At 74.5% G+C, this 18378-nt stretch carries 13 protein-coding genes; 9 read left to right on the forward strand and 4 right to left on the reverse strand.

Going from position 1 to position 18378, the window contains the following annotated elements; genetic code table 11:
• Positions 1–4 precede the first annotated feature (4 nt).
• A complete protein-coding gene (locus ACZ501_RS02080) occupies positions 5–955 on the reverse strand; it encodes a Gfo/Idh/MocA family protein (protein WP_468791795.1) in 951 nt (316 codons plus the stop codon).
• Between the two features lie 207 nt (positions 956–1162).
• On the opposite strand from ACZ501_RS02080, the gene glnII reads away from it, so the two are divergent.
• A complete protein-coding gene (gene glnII, locus ACZ501_RS02085) occupies positions 1163–2182 on the forward strand; it encodes a glutamine synthetase (protein ID WP_468791798.1) in 1020 nt (339 codons plus the stop codon).
• A gap of 504 nt (positions 2183–2686) precedes the next feature.
• Complete coding sequence (locus ACZ501_RS02090) at positions 2687–3304, forward strand: winged helix-turn-helix domain-containing protein (RefSeq protein ID WP_361611066.1); 618 nt, start codon at positions 2687–2689, stop codon at positions 3302–3304.
• A gap of 65 nt (positions 3305–3369) precedes the next feature.
• Here ACZ501_RS02090 and ACZ501_RS02095 read toward each other — a convergent pair whose 3' ends face one another.
• A complete protein-coding gene (locus ACZ501_RS02095; RefSeq protein WP_468791801.1) occupies positions 3370–4818 on the reverse strand; it encodes a PepSY-associated TM helix domain-containing protein in 1449 nt (482 codons plus the stop codon).
• A gap of 69 nt (positions 4819–4887) precedes the next feature.
• Entirely contained in the window at positions 4888–5790 is a 903-nt protein-coding gene (locus ACZ501_RS02100) for a hypothetical protein (protein ID WP_468791804.1), read from the reverse strand.
• A gap of 209 nt (positions 5791–5999) precedes the next feature.
• Between ACZ501_RS02100 and ACZ501_RS02105 the strand changes: the two genes are divergently transcribed.
• From ACZ501_RS02105 to ACZ501_RS02135, 7 genes are all read left to right on the forward strand, one after another.
• On the forward strand, positions 6000–6584 hold the full coding sequence (locus ACZ501_RS02105) for a rhomboid-like protein (protein ID WP_468791807.1): 585 nt from the start codon (positions 6000–6002) through the stop codon (positions 6582–6584).
• Between the two features lie 96 nt (positions 6585–6680).
• Positions 6681–7475, forward strand: coding sequence for a tyrosine-protein phosphatase (locus ACZ501_RS02110; RefSeq protein WP_361600860.1), 795 nt, complete (start codon positions 6681–6683; stop codon positions 7473–7475).
• 110 nt (positions 7476–7585) lie between these two features.
• Positions 7586–9508: a hypothetical protein gene (locus ACZ501_RS02115; protein WP_362462840.1), complete on the forward strand. Its 1923-nt coding sequence runs from the start codon at positions 7586–7588 to the stop codon at positions 9506–9508.
• Between the two features lie 92 nt (positions 9509–9600).
• A complete protein-coding gene (locus ACZ501_RS02120) occupies positions 9601–10497 on the forward strand; it encodes a metal-dependent hydrolase (protein WP_361600866.1) in 897 nt (298 codons plus the stop codon).
• Positions 10494–11537: a PDR/VanB family oxidoreductase gene (locus ACZ501_RS02125; RefSeq protein ID WP_468791810.1), complete on the forward strand. Its 1044-nt coding sequence runs from the start codon at positions 10494–10496 to the stop codon at positions 11535–11537. Before ACZ501_RS02120 ends, ACZ501_RS02125 begins: the two co-directional genes overlap by 4 nt.
• Before the next feature lie 56 nt (positions 11538–11593).
• Entirely contained in the window at positions 11594–12301 is a 708-nt protein-coding gene (locus ACZ501_RS02130; RefSeq protein ID WP_361600872.1) for a TetR/AcrR family transcriptional regulator, read from the forward strand.
• Between the two features lie 28 nt (positions 12302–12329).
• The gene (locus ACZ501_RS02135) at positions 12330–12854 is read left to right on the forward strand and encodes a GNAT family N-acetyltransferase (protein ID WP_361600875.1); all 525 of its coding nucleotides are present in this window, start codon (positions 12330–12332) and stop codon (positions 12852–12854) included.
• Between the two features lie 87 nt (positions 12855–12941).
• Here the strand turns inward: ACZ501_RS02135 and pulA are convergent, their stop codons facing one another.
• A complete protein-coding gene (pulA, locus tag ACZ501_RS02140; protein ID WP_468791813.1) occupies positions 12942–18359 on the reverse strand; it encodes a pullulanase-type alpha-1,6-glucosidase in 5418 nt (1805 codons plus the stop codon).
• Between the last annotated feature and the right edge of the window lie 19 nt (positions 18360–18378).

Below are 18378 nucleotides of genomic sequence, written 5' to 3' on the forward strand. Positions count from 1 at the left end.
CGGGTCACATGTCCGCGAGCTGCCCCTCCGCCTCCTCCAGGATCTCCGTCAGCCGGGCCCCGAACTCCGCCCCGCGCGGATCCGGCGTCCCCGTGCGGGCAGCGGTGAGCAGCGCGTCCAGGGCCCGCCCGTAGGCGCCGGGGACGTCGCTCCAGTCGGGCAGCGCGAAGACGCCCTCGGCCCCGCGCAGTTCCAGCCCGACCCCCGCTGCCGCGCGGGGCGCGCTCAGGCTGAGCACGGCGTTGCTCACGACCCCGGAGGCGTGCCGCAGGGCCAGCTGGACCAGGTCGGACGGGCCGCGGGTGGCGCGGACGGAGGTGACGTCGCCCAGGACCGGGATCAGGACGGACAGGGCGTGGGGGCCGACGTCCCACAGGCCGCCCTTGGCCTTCCGCCAGGGCGAGTCGGCGTACGCGCTGGGCTCGCCGGCGGGCGGGAAGACCGCGCCGAGCCAGTGCGCGGAGGCGGTGAACCAGCCGGAGCGTCCTGCCTGTTCCAGGACCCACGCGGCGGTGGGCTCGGCGAAGCGCAGGGTGAGGAAGACGACGGAGGCGACCCGGTGCGCCGCGGCGGCGTCGGCCACCGCGCGGGCGTCCGCGGCCGTCGTGGCGACGGGCTTGTCGAGCAGCAGGTGGCAGCCGGCGGCGGCCGCGCGCACGGCGAGGGGGGCCTGGACGTCGGGCGGCAGGGCGAAGGCCGCGACGTCACAGTCGGCGAACAGCGCGTCGGGGTCTTCGTACACCTTCACCCCGTACGCGTCGGCCAGCTCGGCCGCGGCTTCGGGACGGCGGCCCCAGACCCCGGCGAAGTCGGAGCCGGCGTGCGCGGCGAGGGCGGGGGCGTGGGTGCGGTGGGCCCAGGGGCCGGTGCCGAGCAGGCCGACGCGGGGGCGGGAACCGCCGGGGCCCGCGGCGGGGCCACTGCCGGAGGCGCTGAAATCGTACGAAATGCTCACCTGCTCAGTGTGCCCCACTCGGACGGATGTACGGCCGCCGACCCGCACAAGCCACCCGACCTGCGGTGTAAACCCCGGTAACACGGGGTTCACACACGGGCAACGGATGAGAAATCGCCACGGGGCACGCTGCGACCAGCGACAAAGGCGCCAGGCGCGCGCACCGATCAAGCCACCCGCAGCACCCCGCAGAGTCAGGATGGTCCCGTGAGCTACAAGGCTGAGTACATCTGGATCGACGGCACCGAGCCGACGGCGAAGCTCCGCTCCAAGACGAAGATCCTGGCGGACGGGGCGGAGCTGCCGGTCTGGGGCTTCGACGGTTCGAGCACCAACCAGGCCGAGGGCCACGCCTCGGACCGCGTCCTCCAGCCGGTCTTCTCCTGCCCGGACCCGATCCGCGGCGGGAACCACCTCCTCGTCCTGTGCGAGGTCCTCAACATCGACATGACCCCGCACGAGTCGAACATGCGCGCGCTGCTGCGTCCGGTCGCCGAGCGGTTCGCCGGCCAGGCGCCGATCTTCGGCATCGAGCAGGAGTACACGTTCTTCGACGGCGACCGCCCGCTCGGCTTCCCGGTGGGCGGCTTCCCGGCGGCGCAGGGCGGCTACTACTGCGGCGTGGGCTCGGACGAGATCTTCGGCCGTGACATCGTCGAGAAGCACCTGGACCACTGCCTGGCGGCAGGCCTGGAGATCTCGGGCATCAACGCCGAGGTCATGCCCGGCCAGTGGGAGTTCCAGGTCGGCCCGCTGAGCCCGCTGGAGGTCTCCGACCAGCTGTGGATCGCGCGCTGGCTGCTGTACCGCACGGCCGAGGAATTCGACGTGTCGGCGACGCTGAACCCGAAGCCGGTGAAGGGCGACTGGAACGGCGCGGGCGCGCACACCAACTTCTCCACGAAGGCGATGCGCGAGGACTACCGCGCGATCATCTCGGCGTGCGAGGCGCTGGGCGAGGGCAGCAAGCCGCTGGACCACGTCAAGAACTACGGCGCGGGCATCGACGAGCGCCTGACGGGTCTGCACGAGACGGCCCCGTGGAACGAGTTCAGCTACGGCGTCTCGGACCGCGGCGCGTCGGTCCGCATCCCGTGGCAGGTGGAAAAGGACGGCAAGGGCTACATCGAGGACCGGCGTCCGAACGCGAACGTGGACCCGTACGTGGTGACCCGCCTGATCACGGACACCTGCTGCACGGGCCTGGAGAAGGACGGCCTGGTCTGAGCCCCCGGCCCGGGGCTCCGGCCCCCGCACAGCCCCTCGTCGCCGGCAACGGCGGTGGGGGGCTGTCGTGTTGCCGGGACGGATCGGTCCACGATGCGATACGGGCGCCGGAACGGGGTGTCCGGGAGCAGCTCGCCGCAGGACGGTTTGCCGGGATTGTGACGGCCTGACGACATCATGACGACGGAATTTGAGATTCCGATCCATCAGGTGGGACGCGCCCTGCCCCGGGCCCGTCGTTTCTGCTTCAATGGCGCCCATGGCCAGCCCTTCACACCCCCCGACAGGTCGCAGCGACCTGGAGCCGTTCTGGCCGTCCCGTCAGGACCACGACTTCGACCGGGTGTGTTGCCGCGCCGAGAACGCGCCGGCCCTCTAAAGCCTTCCGGGACCTCTCACCAGACCCGGGGCCTTCGGTCTGCGCGGTACGCAACGACTACGTGCACACGCACATGCACACGTACGTCCTCTGCCGACCTCTCCGCGTGAAAGAGCCGACCACTCATGACGAGCACCCGTTCCCTCGCTTCTGCCGCTTCCGCCGCGACCTCCGCCTCCCTGCCCTTCCCGCCCGGTCCGCGCCACCGGCTCCGGGCCGTCGACCGGGACGAGGTGGCCCGGGTGGTGGACCTGCTGCCGCCCGGCGCCACCTGGCTGCCCGCGCCGCAGCACGCCCTGCCCACGCTGCCGGGCCAGCCGCCGATGGTCGGCTACCTGGTCCTCGTACCGGCCGACCAGCAGCCGATCGCCTTCGCCCCGCAGTCCGTTCCCGCTCCCGCACCCGCCGCCGGACCGGGCCCGTCCGTCCGGTCGGCGTCCGAGTCCCCGACGACCACCGGGGACGCGCTCGTGCGCATCGACACCGCGCAGCGCACGGCCGAGGTCGACGGCGAGCAGCTGGACCTCACCTACCTGGAGTTCGAGCTGCTCGCCCATCTGGTGGCGCACCCGCACCGGGTGCACAGCCGGGACCAGCTGGTGACCACGGTGTGGGGCTACGGCCACGTCGGCGACGGCCGGACCGTCGACGTCCACATCGCCCGCCTGCGCCGCAAGCTGGGCGCGGCGCACCGCGGCGCCATCCAGACCGTCCGCCGCGTGGGCTACAAGTACGCGCCCTGACGGCGGGGATGACGGTGGGCCCGTACGCGGGAAAGCGCGTACGGGCCCACTCCCCCCGCTCCTCCTTACGCGGTCCGCCCCGCACGCCGGCGCGCGGCGAACCCGGCGGCCAGGTCGATGACGAGGAAGGCCGCCAGGCTGATGCCGAGCAGCGGGAGGAACCAGCCCACGACCGCCGTCATGCAGGCCAGCGGCAGGAGCGCGGTCACCGGCAGCCTGCGCCAGGCGCCGCGCGGCTGGGCGCGGCCCACCGACAGCCGGCGCTCCTTGGTGGGACGGCGCATCCACCACATCCGGTAGCCCCACACGACGAGGAACATCACCGCGACGGCGAGCGCGGCCAGCGCGAGCTGGTTGGCGATCCCGAAGGTCAGGCCCATGTGCAGGTCGATGCCGAAGCGGGTCAGCTGGGCGAGCAGCGGGTAGTCGGCGAAGCGCAGTTCGTCCATGATCCGGCCGTCGGCGGGGTCCACCGCGACCGAGTCCAGGTGCACCGGCAGCGTCTTGTCGTTCTCCTTGACGACGTAGCCCTTGCCCTTGGCGGGCAGGGTCACGCGCAGGCTCTCGGTCACCCCGGCGGCCCGGGCGGCGGCCACGGCCCGGTCGATGCCGACGTCGGTGACGGGGGCCGGCGGGGGCATCTCCATGCCGTCGGTCATGACGTGTCCGGCGTGCTCGTCGCCGCCGTCGGCGCCCGCGCCGGGCTTGAGCGCGGCCGCGACGGAGGGGGTGGCTCCGCCGAGCCGGTCCTGGAGCTGCCCGATGTTCTCACCGGCGTAGTTCGACCAGGTCAGGCCGGTCACGGAGAGGCCGACGAGCCCGACGGCGGCCCACAGGCCGATGCTGCCGTGCCAGGAGAGGGTCTTGCGCCGGCCGGTGGCCTTGCGGTCGGGCCGGACGAGGTCGGCCGTGCGGGCGCGGCGGCGGCCGATCCACAGGGCGATTCCACCCAGGGCGACCACCCAGAGCCAGCTGGCGGCGAGTTCGCTGTAGTTGCGGCCGGGCTCGCCGAGCTGGAGGCTCGCGTGGAACTCGCTCAGCCAGGCCCGCAGCGGCAGCGCGTCACCGGAGGTGGTCAGCTGCCCGCGCACGCCGGCGGTGTAGGGGTCGACGAAGACGGTGAGGGTCTCGCCCTCCCCGAGCCCCGGGTTCTCCATGATCACCCGGGTGGTCGCGTCGGGCTCGGGTGCGGGCCACACGCCGAGCACCTTGCCCTGGGGGGCGGCGCCCTGGGCGGCCTTGACCTGGGCGCTGAGCGGCAGGGCCTGCTCACCGACGCTGTCGACGGTCAGTTCGTGGGAGTAGAGGATGCGCTCGGCCTGCCAGGAGCCGGCGTACAGCAGGCCGGTGGCGGCGGCGAGGAAGAGGAACGGGGCTATGAGCAGGCCCGCGTAGAAGTGCAGGCGCAGCAGCAGGGGCCGCAGCGCGGCCCAGCCGCCGGCGGTGCGGCGGGCGGGCCCGGCCGGTGCGGCGGCGTCCGGCACCGGGGCGTTCTGGAGCTCGTCAAGGGACATGTCGGTCCTCGGGGTTCGGCGAAACGGGGGGATCGGCCCCGGTCTCGTCCGTCGCCCGGAACGCGCCGGTCAGGCGGGCGCGGGGAGCGGGACGGGTGTCGCCGGAGCGGCTCCGGCCGCCCTGCGGGCGGGGCCGGCGCTGCCCGGTGCGTGCGCGCGCGCGGGGGCGCGACGGCGGCCCGCGGCGACGCGGTGGGCGTACGCGGCGGGGGCCGTCGGCCGGGCGGGGCTCTGGCGACACGGCGTCGGGGCCGTGGTGCGGGTGTCCCGCCACCCGGGTGGGCCGCGTCGGACCGCGGTGTGGGCGTGGACGGCTCCGCGCAGGCGGGGCGGGCGTTCGTACGGAGGACGCTGCGCGGGCGGGGCCGGTACGGGAGCCACCCGGGTCCGCAGCAGCGCGAGCGCGCGGGCCAGCGGGCGGGCGGCCAGCAGCGCGGTGGCCCCGAGGACGCCGGCCAGCCGGAAGACGGCGGCTTCGCCCCGGGCCAGCCAGACGGCGCAGAAGACCCCGGCGAGGACGTGCGCGGCGATCATCCCGAGGCCGCCGTGCCCGGCCGTGCCCAGCAGGTCGCCCATCCCGGCCATGCCCAGCAGGTCGCCCATCCCGGCCATGTCGCCCGCGCCCGGGGCCATGTCGCCCGCGCCGCTCGCCAGGTCGCCCGTGCCGCCCAGGAGGTCGCCGCCGGCCGGGCCCGTGATGCCGTCCGCGGCCGGAGCGCCCGCGGGGGCGTCCATCCGCATGCCGGGCACGTGGTGGTGCCCGGGCAGCGGCTCGGGCACGGCGGCCGGTGCCCGGGCGGGACGGCCGTGGCCATGGCCGTGGCGCGGGGCCTGGCCGGCGGAGAAGGCGAGGTGCAGGACGCCCTGTACGGCGAGCAGCGCGGCGGTGATCCCGGCCGGTCCGCAGCGCCGTCCGGCAGCGGCCCAGGCGAGCGCCCCGGTGACGGCGAAAGCGGCCAGAAGGCTACTCAAAGGGACATCCGTCCCGGACATGAGCGAATGCCCCACCGCACCCAGAGCCACGCACACGGCCGCGAACATCGCGGCGCGCGTGCCGCGCATCGGCGCGCGGGGTGAGGATTCAGGCATGTCCCGGCCATGTTCGCACGGGGCCCGCCGCCACCCGCAAGAGGGCCGTATCCGATCATGGCAGGGTGAATCCATTGCCATGGTCATGGTCATTGCCGCTGGGGGCGGTCTACGCCGGCGGGGTCCAGCTCGGGGCCCAGGCCCTCGAACGGCTGGTCCCGGCCGAGCGGGAGCGGGTGCTGCGCGGCTGTTCGACGAACGTCGACAACCTCGACGCCGGCCGCTGGGAGACGCTGCTGAGCAGCGCCTGCGTGGTCGAGGAGCCCATGCCGCTGCCGTACGCCCTGCTGTTGGTCGCGGTCCTGGGCTACGCGGAGTACGCGTACGGGGCGTGGTGGACGGCCGCGGTCTTCCTCTTCGGGCACACCGCGGCGACGCTCCTCGTCTACGGGGCCCTGCGCCGCGGCGCCGACCGCGAGACCCGCCGGGCCCTGGACGTCGGCACGAGCTACGGGTTCAACACCGTCCTGGGCGCGCTGACCTCGGCGCTGCCGCGCGGGGCGGTGCGCACCGCGGTCCGGGCCGGCCTGCTGGCCGTCGCCGCACAGCCGGTGCTGCGGCGCGGGCGGACCTTCACCGACGCCGGCCACCTCGTGGCGCTCGCTCTGGGGATCGGGCTGTCCGTCGCCGTCGATTGTCGTTCCGGATCGAATCATCGGAAAATCACTCATGTCTGACCCATGTGCCCCGAAGGGGACGAACGGCGCGCAGGACCCGAGCAAGCCGCCACGAGCAAGCCACCCCGAGCACGCCACACCGCTGGAGCCGCCACGATGACCGCCACCCCCTCGACCACCGTCGCCAACCTCCGCGACCTCGGTGGCACCCCGCTCGCCGGCGGCCGTACCGTCCGCCCCGGCCTCGTGCTGCGCTCGGGCGCGCTCGACCGGCTCGACCTCGACGCCGACCCGGCGGTCGCGGCGCTGGGCCTGCGCACCGTCATCGACCTGCGCAGCGCGCCCGAGCGGGCCGACCACCCGGACCGGATACCCGACGGCGTCCGGCTGCTGGTGCGCGACGTGCTCGCCGACAAGATGAGCGACCGCCGGATGCCGGCCGCCACCCAGCTCAAGGACCTCCTCGCCGACCCGGTGGTGGCCGAGGAGCACCTGGGCGGCGGCAAGGCGCAGACCCTGTTCGGGTCCGTCTACCGCTCCTTCGTCAGCACCGGTTCCGCCCAGGCGGCGTACCGGACGCTGCTCACCGAGGCCGCGGACCCGCAGGCGGGCCCGCTGCTCTTCCACTGCACGGCCGGCAAGGACCGTACGGGCTGGGGAGCGACGCTGATCCTGGCGCTGCTCGGCGCCGACGAGGACACCCTGATGGCCGAGTACCTGTCGGTGAATCCGGCGGTCAAGCTGGCCTTCGCGCCGCTGATCGAGGGTTTCACCGCCGCGGGCGGGGACCCGGACATCGCGCTGGCGCTGATCGGGGTGTTCCCCGCGTACCTGGAGGCCGGTCTGGACGAGGTCCGCGTCCGCTACGGCTCGATGGAGAAGTACGTCCACGAGGGCCTCGGCGTCTCGGAGGAGACGGTCGAGGCGCTGCGCGCCAGGCTGACCGCCTGACGGAGCCGGTCGGCGCACAGGGCCGCCCCGTAAACCTCGAAGGCGGGAATGCGCACGAACGGGTGCGCCAGGGCGGGTGACCATCCGACGATTCGCTCGTTCTGCTGAACGTGACTGCGCCGGATACCGCCACCCGCCCCCTGACCCCCGACGTCGAGCAGGCCGAGGCCGCCATCGTCGAGCACTACCCGCGGCTGGTGCGGCTGGCCTACCTGGTGCTGCCCCCCGCCCTCGGCCGCAACCGGCGGGTGCTCACCGCGCATTCGCTGACCCAGCGGGCGCTGCCGCGCGGGCGGCGGGGTTCCGACCCCGCGGCCGTGCAGGGCGGGGTGCCGGCGCAGCGCGGCGGGCTGGGCGGGCCCGAGTCCGGGTACGCGTACGTCCGGCTGCGCGTGCTGCGCTCCGCCCTGGAGGCGGGGATCCCGCTGACCTTCCGGGCGCTCCCGCTGCGCGGGCAGCTGCCCGCGCTGCTGCCCCAGGTGTGGGGGCTGCGGCTGTTCCCGCGCTCGGGCGGGGCCGAGGAACTGGCCCTGGACCAGTGGCTGGCCACCCTGAACGGCCCCGGCCGCGCGGCCTGCGTGCTGCGGGCGCTGGAGGGGTTGGCCGAGCCGGACGTGCTCCGGGTGCTCGCCGACGCCGGGGTCGCCGACCCGGCGGCGGCGGTCGCCGAGTCCGGGGATCCGGCGCACGACGCCCTCTTCGCCTCCCCGGAGTTCGACCCGTGCGTGCTCCAGGCCCGCCCCACCGACCTGCTGCGCCGGCGCCGGTTCGCGCGGGCCGGCCTGGCCGCCGCCGCGGCGCTCGCGGTGTGCGGGGCGCTGCTGGCACTGCCGGGCGGGGGCTGGGGCTCGGACGGGCCCGCGGCCCCGCCGTACGCGCGCAACGCGGTGGCGGAACAGGCCCTGGACCCGGGCCAGTTGCTGCGGGCCGCGCCCACGGTGTGGCGTACGTCCTCCCGTACGGACTACTCCGCCTGGCCCGCGCGCGGCGACCGCGCCGGGGACGCGGGGCTGCTGCGCCGGGCGCTCGCCGTATGGGCCCGCCCCGGCAAGGAGGTGGTGGTCTCGGCCACTCCGGGCACCCCGTCCGGGCCTCCGATGGGGCCGGCGCAGCTGCTGTTCGCGGGCACGGTCGACCAGGCCGTGGTGGTCCTGCTGTACGACGGGCTGCGCGTGGTCCGGTACGCCGAGCCGCGCAACGGCACGGCCGGCGCCGCCCTGGACTTCGCCCGGACCGACGGGGCGACGGCGGACACCGCGACGGCGCTCGTGCTGAGCCGGGTCGACGGCAACGTGCGCTACCTGACGGCCCCCTGGGTGACCGGCGCCGCCCTGCGCGACCTGCTCAAGCCGGGCGACCAGCCGGCCCCGCTGAAGCTCACCCCGGACGGGGTCACCCCGCCCGTGGTCGGCCCCGCCCCGGGCGGCGACTGCACGAGCTGGAGCGCCCTGTCCCTGACCGGCGACGGCGCCACCCGGCTGGTGACCGACCTGGGCGAGCTGACCCCGGCGCGGCTGACCTCGGGCGCGCCGGGCGCGGTGCGGGACGTGACGGAGGGGGCGGAGCTCGGGGAGTGGTCGAAGACGGCGTGCCTGCTGCCGTCGGTGCGCTCGCACGGGGTGCGCACCGTCAACGCCTGGACGTACGCGAAGCAGCCGCTGCCCGAGGGCGACGGGACGGCCACCTGGCTGTGCACCCGGGCGGAGACCTGGCAGGGCACCGCGGACCGGGTGCAGGCGCAGTTCCTGGCCCCGGGGGCGCCGCTGGCGGCCCAGGCGGCCAAGGCGGAGGGCTCCCCGGCCTGCGGGCCCCGGGAGCCGCGGGTACTGGCCGGGGTGCTGTGGAAGTCCCGCGCCGGGCAGTGGTACGTACTGGCGGCGGGGAGCGCGCAGTTCGCCTCGGTGTCGGCGTCGGGGTCCGGGGTGAGCGGCAGCGCGACCGGCAACCGGCTGGCGCTGAAGGCGCCGGAGGGTGCGCAGGTGGACCTGTCGGGGAAGCTGACGGACGGCACCAAGGCCGGGGCGCTCCGCTAGGGGGTGGTCCCCGCCGGCGGGTTCGGCAGCGCCGGCGGGTTCGGTAACGCCGGGGGGTTTTCCTGGCGGGTACCCATCAGTACATTGACGCCATGTCTAATAGGCTGCCCGCCCCCGCCCCCGTGGCGTCGGAACACATAGGCCTCGCGCCCCGGAACGTGTCCTTCTCCTGGGAGGACACCCCGCTGCACTGGCTGCCCGGCGAACCCTTCGCCGGGCACACCATCAACGTGCTGCACCTGCTGCTGCCCGCCGGTGAGCGCTGGTTCGTGCACGTCTACAAGCAGGCCCTGCCGCACATCACGGACGAGCGGCTGCGGGCGGACGTCATCGGCTTCATCGGGCAGGAGGCGATGCACGCCGCCGCGCACGACGACGTACTCCCCCACCTCAAGCGCCTCGGCCTCGACCCGACCCCCTACACCGCCCAGGTCGACTGGCTCTTCGAGAAGCTGCTCGGCGACCGGACCCTGCCGCCCGGCCGCGCCCGCACCTGGTGGCTCAGGGAACGGATCGCGATGATCGCCGCCATCGAGCACTACACGGCGTTCCTGGGCGACTGGGTGCTCAACGCACGCGAGCTGGACCGGCGCGGCGCCGACCCGATGATGCTGGACCTGCTGCGCTGGCACGGCGCGGAGGAGGTCGAGCACCGCTCGGTGGCCTTCGACCTGTTCATGCACATGGACGGCAGCTACCGCCGCCGGGTCCGCACCTGGGCCAGCGCCTTCGCCGCCCTGCTCTTCCTGTGGCAGCGCGGCGCCCGCTTCTTCATGGCGAACGACCCCCTCCTCCCGGGCGCCAAAGCCTCCTACGGGCAGTTCCTGCGGGCGGGCCGCAAGGGCGTCCTGCCCTCGGCGGGGGCGATGGCCCGCTCCATCCCGACGTACCTGTCGCGGACCTACCACCCCTCCCAGGAGGGCTCCACCGCCCAGGCGCAGGCCTACCTGGCCTCCTCCCCCGGCGCCAACGGCGGGGTGCGGCCGTGAAGCGGGCCCTGGCCGTCGCGGCGGTGGCGGGGGCCGCCGCCCTCACCCGGCGCGCCCTGCTCAAGCGGGTGGACCGCTCCCCCCTGTGGCCGCTGCCCGCGCTGGAGAACCCCGTGTCGGGGTACTCGCCGCGCCGGACGCTGCGGGCCGTGGTCGTCTCGCGCACCGAGCCCGCCGAAGGGGTGCTGCGCCTGGTCCTGGAGTCGGACGAACTGCCGGCCTGGACCCCGGGCGCGCACGTGGACCTGGCCCTGCCCTCGGGGCTGGTACGCCAGTACTCGCTGTGCGGGGACCCGGCCGAGGCGGGGCGCTGGACGATCGCGGTCCGGCTGGTCGAGGACGGCCGCGGCGGCTCCCGCGAGGCGCACGAGCGGCTGGTGGAAGGGGCGGAGCTGCAACTGCGTCCGCCGCGCAACCGGTTCGAGCTGGAGCCGGCGCCCTCGTACGCGTTCGTCGCCGGCGGCATCGGGATCACCCCGATCCTGCCGATGCTCCGCGCGGCCACGGCGGCCGGCGCCGGCTGGACGCTGCTGTACGGGGGCCGTACCCGCGCCTCGATGCCGTTCCTGCCCGAACTCGCCGCCTACGGGGACCGGGTGACGGTCACCGCCGAGGACGAGGCCGGCCTGCCCGACCTGTCCCCGCTGGCCGGGATCCGGCCCGGCACCCTGGTCTACTGCTGCGGCCCCGAGCCCCTGATGCGGGCGGTCGCGGAGGCCGTCCCGGACCCGGGGGCGGTCCGCCTGGAGCGCTTCGCGGCGGCGCCGCCCGCCGAGGCGAAGCCCTTCACGGTGGAACTCGCCCGCACCGGCACGGCGGTCGAGGTGGCGGCGGACGAGTCCGCGCTGGAGGCGGTGCGCCGCGTGCTGCCCGACACCCCGTACTCCTGCGGGCAGGGCTTCTGCGGGACCTGCCGGCAGCGGGTCGTGGCGGGCCGGGTCGACCACCGCGACGATCTCCTCACGGACGGCGAACGCGCCGGCTCGATGCTGCTGTGCGTCTCCCGCGCGGCCGCCGACCGGCTCACGCTCGACCTGTAGCGGCGGCGGCCCGTCACCCGTACGGCCCACACCCGCGCGGGAAGTAGGGTGTCGGCATGACAACCGGGGTGCGGCGCAGGATGGGTGTCGAGGAGCGGCGGCAGCAGCTGATCGGGGTGGCCCTGGAGCTGTTCAGCCACCGCTCCCCCGACGACGTGTCGATCGACGAGATCGCGGCGGCCGCCGGGATATCCCGCCCGCTCGTCTACCACTACTTCCCCGGCAAACTCAGCCTGTACGAGGCCGCGTTGCGGCGGGCCGCCGACGAGCTGGCGCAGCGGTTCCACGAACCGCAGGAGGGCCCGCTCGGGGCCCGGCTGCTGCGGGTGATGGGCCGGTACTTCGCCTTCGTCGACGACCACGGGCCCGGCTTCTCGGCGTTGCTGCGCGGTGGTCCGGCGGCCGGCAGCAGCCGGGCCAACGCGATGATCGACGAGGTCCGGCAGGCCGCGTACGAGCAGATCCTCGTGCACATCGGCGTGCAGGACCCGCCGGCCCGGCTGGAGCTCGTCGTACGGTCGTGGGTGTCGCTGGCCGAGTCCACGGCGCTGCTGTGGCTGGACGGGCGGCGGATCCCCCGGGGCGAGCTGGAACTCCAGCTGGTGCACGACTTCGCCGCGCTGGCGGCGGTGAGCGCGGCCTACGACGAGGAGATGGCGGGGATCCTGGTACGGATCCTGGCCGACGAGCCGGCCGACGGGCCCTTCGGGGAACTGGTCGGGCGGCTGGCGGCGCTGGTTCCGGGACCCCGCCAGGGCGGATGAACGCACGGCCGGTGGTGATAATGCCCGCGTGATCATTGACGACGGGATGTTGTTCCGGGCGGCCGGGGAGAAGGACGCCGGCACGCTGGTGAAGCTGTACGACCGGGCCGCGCGCTGGATGCTCGGCCGGGGCATCGACCAGTGGAAGCCGGGCGAGAAGGACGCGGCGCACTTCCGCGCGGTCATGCGCGACGGTGAGGTCTGGCTCGCGGAGGACGCCGACGGGCGCGTCGTGGGGGCGTACGAGCTCTGGTGGTCCGACGAGGAAGCCTGGGGCGTGCAGCCGCCGGTGGCGGGGTACGTGCACCGGCTGATGGTGGAGCGGGAGGCCGCGCCGGCCGGGGCGGGCCTGCGGATCCTGGAGCACGCCGAGTACCGGATCGCCCGCACGGGCCGGGAGCGGGCGCGGCTGGACTGCGTCTCCAGCAACCCGAAGCTGGTGGAGTACTACCGGGGCGCGGGCTACCGGGTGGTCGGCGAGTTCCCCTCGAAGCAGGCCGCGGACGGGCGGGTGTACGGGGTGATCCTGCTGGAGCGGCGCCTGGACGTGTGAGGCACGGCGGTGCCGGAGTCGCCTCCGGCACCACCGTGCTCCTGTCGGGCGGCAGCCGGCCCCGACCGGGGCAGGCCGCGCTCGGGCTCAGCCCCGCTTGAACACCGCGACCGTGCGCGCCGGTGCGGTGAACTCCCCCGTCGCCGGGTCGTACGCCGACCGCTTCACCGCCGGGTCCGCGCCCTGCGCCTGTACGGGGTGCAGGGCGTAGCCGGCGCCGGCGAGGGCGGGGACGCGCTGGTGCTGGTCGGCGGGGGTGGCGTTGAAGACCACGACCAGGTCGCCCAGGGCCATGGTGAGCACGCCCGGGGTCTCCCCCGGCCCCGAGAGCGGGAAGGACAGCCGCTGCTGGACCGCCTCGGCGGTGGTGAGGGCGAAGGCGGCTTCCGTCGTACGGATCCTCAGCAGGTCGCGGTAGGCGGCGGAGGCGCCGTCGATCTCCGCGCAGCCGGGCACCGGGACGCCGCTCAGCAGGGGCTTGGCGTACGGCCACTTGGCGCGGTTGTCGGCGGCGGGCGGCAGGCCCCGGCCGAAGCCGTTGCCGGCGCGGCAGTCCCAGTGCAGGGCGTTGAACCAGTCGCCGCTGTCGAAGGAGTTGCGGTCCAGCGACTTCGAGCGGAGCAGGTCGCTGCCCGCCTGGGAGAGGGCCGGGCCCTGGGAGAGGGCGGCCGTCGCCATGGCCAGGACCTGCATGCGGGCCCGGTCGGCGGTGGAGGTGCCGGCGGGCAGCTTGTAGGCCAGGGCGTCGTACAGGGACTCGTTGTCGTGGGCGTCGGCGTACGCCAGGGCGTCGCCGGGGGCCGCCGCGTAGCCGGCCGGGGCGCCGTTGTAGTCCACCTCGGAGCCCTTGGTGCGGCGGCCGGCGGAGTCGGTGAAGGCGTACGGGGCCAGGTTCCCCGTCAGGCCCACCTTCAGCAGGTCCTGGGCGTGCAGCAGGCGGGCGCGCTGCTCGTCCGGGGTGCCGTTCGCGGGTGATCCGTTGGGGGCGGTGAACAGGCCGGAGGCGAAGCCCTGGACGCGGGGGTCCTCGTCGAAGGGGCCGCCGCCGCGCACGGCGTCGCGGGCCCGGTCGGAGAAGGTCGCGATGCCGGTGCCGGCCATGTTCTTCTGGGTGGCCTGGACGAAGCGGGCGTCGTCGGCGACCTCCCCGAAGTTCCAGCCCTCGCCGTAGAGGACGATCTTCTTCCCGTCGACCCCGTCCTTGGCGACGGTGAGCTCGTCGAGGGCCTTGCGGACGGCGAGGATGTTGGCCTTCGGGTGGTGGCCCATCAGGTCGAAGCGGAAACCGTCGACCTTGTACTGCCGGGCCCAGGTGACGAGGGAGTCCACGACGAGCCGGCCCATCATGGCGTTCTCGGGCGCGGTGTTGGCGCAGCAGGTGGAGGTGGCGACGCTTCCGTCGGCCAGCAGGCGCTGGTAGTAGCCGGGGACGATGCGGTCGAGGACGGACCGGTCCGACTGCCCGGAGGCGACGGTGTGGTTGTAGACCACGTCCATGACGGTGCGCAGGCCGGCCCCGTTCAGGGACTGGACCATCCTGCGGAACTCCACCGTACGGGCGGTGCCGTTCGGGTCGCTCGCGTACGAGCCCTCGGGGACGGTGTAGTGCAGCGGGTCGTAGCCCCAGTTGTAGCCGTCCTTCGCGGCGGCCGCGGCCACGCAGGCCTGCTGCTCCTCGGAGTCCGGGGCGTACGGCTCGAGGCCGCAGGCCGGTTCGGTGCGGTCCTTCGGGTTCTCCGGGACGGTGCCGAAGTCGAAGGCCGGGAGCAGGTGGACGTAGGAGGTGCCGGCGGCGGCCAGCTCGCGCAGGTGCCGCATGCCGGCGGAGCCGGTGTCGGTGAAGGCCAGGTACTGGCCGGGGTGGCGGGTGGTGGCGTCCGCGATCGAGAAGTCGCGGATGTGCAGCTCCTGGATCTGGGCGCCGGTGAAGGGGACGGCTGCGGGCTTGCGCAGCTCCTTCCAGCCGGGCGGGGCGAGCTCGGGGGCGGCCAGGTCGACGGCCAGGCTGTGGGTGGAGTCGGCGGTCAGGGCGGTGGAGTAGGGGTCGGTGACCAGGTTGCGGACGACCTGGCGGGTGCTGGGGGCCCAGACGGTGACGGCGTAGCGGTAGGGCTTGCCGGTCCAGGAGCGTTCGCCGCGCACCGACCAGACGCCGGTGGTGTCGTCGCGGCGCATGGGGACGGTGCGGCCGTCGAGTTCGAGGGAGACCTGCTGGGCGGTGGGGGCCCAGACGGAGAGGGTGGGGCGGCCGTCCTTGAAGACGGGGCCCAGCGGCGTGCCGTTGGCGTACAGGTCGTCGAGGACGCCGGCGAGCTGGACGCCGGTGGCGGCGAGTACGGCCCCGTTCGCGGCGCGGGCGCTCGCGACGAGCTGGCCTCGCAGGGCTTCGCGTACCCGGTCGCGGTCGCGGGGGTCGACGCTGAAGGCGCCGTACGCCGCCAGGTGCGGGAACTTCTGCTTCTGGGCGGCGGTGAGCGGGGAGCGGGTCAGGCGCAGCCACTGGGCGCCGCCCTCGCGCAGGATGCCGCCGTCGGCGGTGATCCGGCCGTCGCGGGAGGCGAGGAGCTGGACGGAGGCGGCACTCGGAGGGGCGTTCCAGGCGAGGGTGTCGCGGTCGATCCAGACGGCTTCGGCCTTGGCGAGGTCGAGGGCGGCTGCGGATCCGGCGGGCTGCGGGAGGAGGTACTTCTCGCGGCCGCCCAGCATCCACACCTCGTGGCCGGTGGCCTTGAGGTCGAGGGACTGGTCGGTGGGGAGGTCCTTCTGGTCGCCGTTGTGGAGGATGTAGCTGAGGCTGGTCGCGCCGGCGGCGAGGGGGACCTCGTACACGGCGCCGTAGGGGTCGGTGCGCACCGGGAGCAGCGGCTTGGACCAGTCGGTGGGGGTGGCGGCGCCGGTCCACACGTGCAGGCCCCAGCCGTCGTAGGCGCCGTCGGGGCGCTGGTAGTGCAGGACGGCCTTGGTCTGGTCCTGGGGCGGGTGGGCGGGGCGGTCGGTGCGGGCGGGCTCCTGGCCCTGTTCGAGCCAGATCTCGCCGGTCTTCGTCAGGTCGACGGTGCGGTCGGCGGCGACGTCCTTGGTGCCGTCCTTGTCGATGACGAGGTAGCCGAGGGAGGAGGCTCCGGGCTTCAGGCGGACGTACGCGAAGGCGCCGTAGGCGTCGCGGCCGGTGAAGGGGTGGCCTTCGGGCCAGGGGGTGGCTTCGCCGTCGGCGAGGTCGCCCCAGGCGTACAGGCGCCAGTTCGCGTAGTCGCCGTCGGGGCGGTGGTAGTGGACGACGGCGTAGTCGCGCTGGGTGGCGGTGGGGACGGTGGGCGGCGGGGTCTGGCCGGTCGCGGACGCGGCGAGGGCGCCGGCGGTGCGGCCGGCGGAGTCGACGGCCACGGCCTTGTAGCGCAGGGGCGTTCCGGCGGGGGTGGCGGGCTGGATGGTCTGGGTGACCTTGTAGGGGGCGTGGTCGGCGGAGCCGAGGACCTGCCAGGGGCCGGTACCGGTCTGCGCGGCGAAGACGACCCGGGTGAGGGCGCCGGGGCCGGCGCCGGCCGTGACGTCGGCGGACAGCTCGACGGTGCCGGAGGCGCCGGGGGCCGGGGCCTTGAGGGTGAGGGCGGGCTTGGCGGCGGGGGCGGGCAGGGGGGCGGTGGCCCGGAGGACGGTGGTGCCGAGGGCGGGCAGCTGCACGGTGAGCTTGCCGGCCGGGGAGGCGGTGACCGGGGCGGGACCGGCGTAGGGGGTGCCCTGGGGGCCGGTGGCTCCGTACAGGGGGCGGTAGCGGGCGCCGGGCGGGGCGTCGATCTCCACGGTGCGGGCTGTGCCGCTGTTGTTGGCGGCGACGAGGTATTCGGTGCGGGTCTTGGGGTCGGTGCGGGCGAAGACGTACGCGGACCCGTCGGCGAGGCGCTCGGTCTGGATGCCGTCGCGCAGGGCCGGGTGGGCCTTGGTCAGCTTCGAGAGAGCACTGATCTGCATGTAGAGCGGGTGCTCCGGATCGTAGGCGTCGCTCTCGTGTGTGCGCACCGTTCCGAGCTGGTCGTCGTCCAGGTAGTCGGCGACGCGGGTGGCGAAGAGCGGCTGGCGGGCGTCCTTGTCGCCGCCTGCGCCGGTGAAGCCCTGTTCGTCACCCGAGTAGATCACCGGGTTGCCCCGGGAGAGGAACATCAGCTCGTTGGCGAGCCGGTAGCGCTCCAGCAACTCCTGCTCGCCGGCGCCGGGCCGGTCCTGCTTCAGGAAGGAGCCGAAGCGGCCCATGTCGTGGTTGCCGAGGAAGGTCACCTGCTCGTAGGCGTTGGCCTTGTCGGTGGTGTAGCGGTAGTCCTCGGCGAGTACGGAGCCCAGCCGGCCGGCGGGCGCGCCCTGGGAGGCGTACGCGCGGACGGCGTCCTGGAGCGGGAAGTCGAGGGTGGCGTCGAGGCGGCCGCGGGTGACGTACGGGGAGGTGACGGCGGTGTCGGCGGAGTACACCTCGCCGAACATGAAGAAGTCCTCGCGGCCGCGCTTGGCGGCGTACGCGTCGAGGGCGGTGGCCCACTGGGTCCAGAAACCGGTGTTGACGTGCTTGACCGTGTCGATGCGGAAGCCGTCGATGTCGTAGTCCCTGACCCACTTCTCGTAGATCTTCTCCATGCCGCTGACGACCTCGGGACGCTCGGTCCACAGGTCGTCGAGGCCGGAGAAGTCGCCCTGCTCGGAGGACTCCCCGGCGAAGGTGGAGTCACCCCGGTTGTGGTACATCGCCGGGTCGTTGAGCCAGGCGGGGACCTTGAGGTCCTTCTTGCCCTCCGGCACGAAGGGGGTGCGGGGGAAGGTGCCGGGACCGGTGGCGGGGAACTTCTTCTTCCCGCCGGCCCCGGCGGTCCCGTCGCCGTAGTCGGCGTCGTCGAAGGGGACCCCGTCCTTGGTCAGGTAGGGGAAGGCCCCCTTCGACAGGTACGTGTGGGAGCCCTCCCGGTAGTCGACGACGTCGGCGGTGTGGTTGGTGATGACGTCGAAGAAGACCTTCATCCCCTTCCTGTGCGCCTTGTCGATGAGCCGCTCCAGGTCGGCGTTGGTGCCGAAGTGCGGGTCGACTTGCGTGAAGTCGGTGATCCAGTAGCCGTGGTAGCCGGCCGAGGCGTTGGCGCCCTCACCCTGCACGGGCTGGTTCTTGAAGATCGGCGCCAGCCAGATGGCGGTGGTGCCGAGCCCCTTGATGTAGTCGAGCCGGTCGGTGAGCCCCTTGAGGTCCCCGCCCTGGTAGAAGCCCTTGTCCGTCGGGTCGAGGCCGGTCTCCAGGCGGCCGCCGGCCAGCCCGCCCCGGTCGTTGCGCGGGTCGCCGTTCGCGAACCGGTCCGGGAGCACGAAGTAGAACTGCTCCCGGGTCAGGTCGTGCCGGGCGGGCTCGGCGGCCAGCTTGGCGTCCGACGGCGGGGCCGGGGGCTGCGCCTGGGCGGCGGCGGCCGCGGGGAGGGCGGGCAGGAGCGTCACGGCCAGGGCGGCGGCGAGGGCTCCTGCGGCGGGGCGTATCAAGGGGTCTCTCCTCGGTGGG

Source organism: Streptomyces sp. NPDC034085, assembly GCF_055575555.1.

Excerpts from the sequence above, each read along its gene's own strand:
- ACZ501_RS02110 (WP_361600860.1), top strand. The coding sequence starts at position 6,681 with ATGACCGCCACCCCCTCGACCACCGTCGCCAACCTCCGCGACCTCGGT.
- ACZ501_RS02095 (WP_468791801.1), bottom strand. The coding sequence starts at position 4,818 with ATGTCCCTTGACGAGCTCCAGAACGCCCCGGTGCCGGACGCCGCCGCA.
- ACZ501_RS02130 (WP_361600872.1), top strand. The coding sequence starts at position 11,594 with ATGACAACCGGGGTGCGGCGCAGGATGGGTGTCGAGGAGCGGCGGCAG.
- ACZ501_RS02090 (WP_361611066.1), top strand. The coding sequence starts at position 2,687 with ATGACGAGCACCCGTTCCCTCGCTTCTGCCGCTTCCGCCGCGACCTCC.
- ACZ501_RS02120 (WP_361600866.1), top strand. The coding sequence starts at position 9,601 with ATGTCTAATAGGCTGCCCGCCCCCGCCCCCGTGGCGTCGGAACACATA.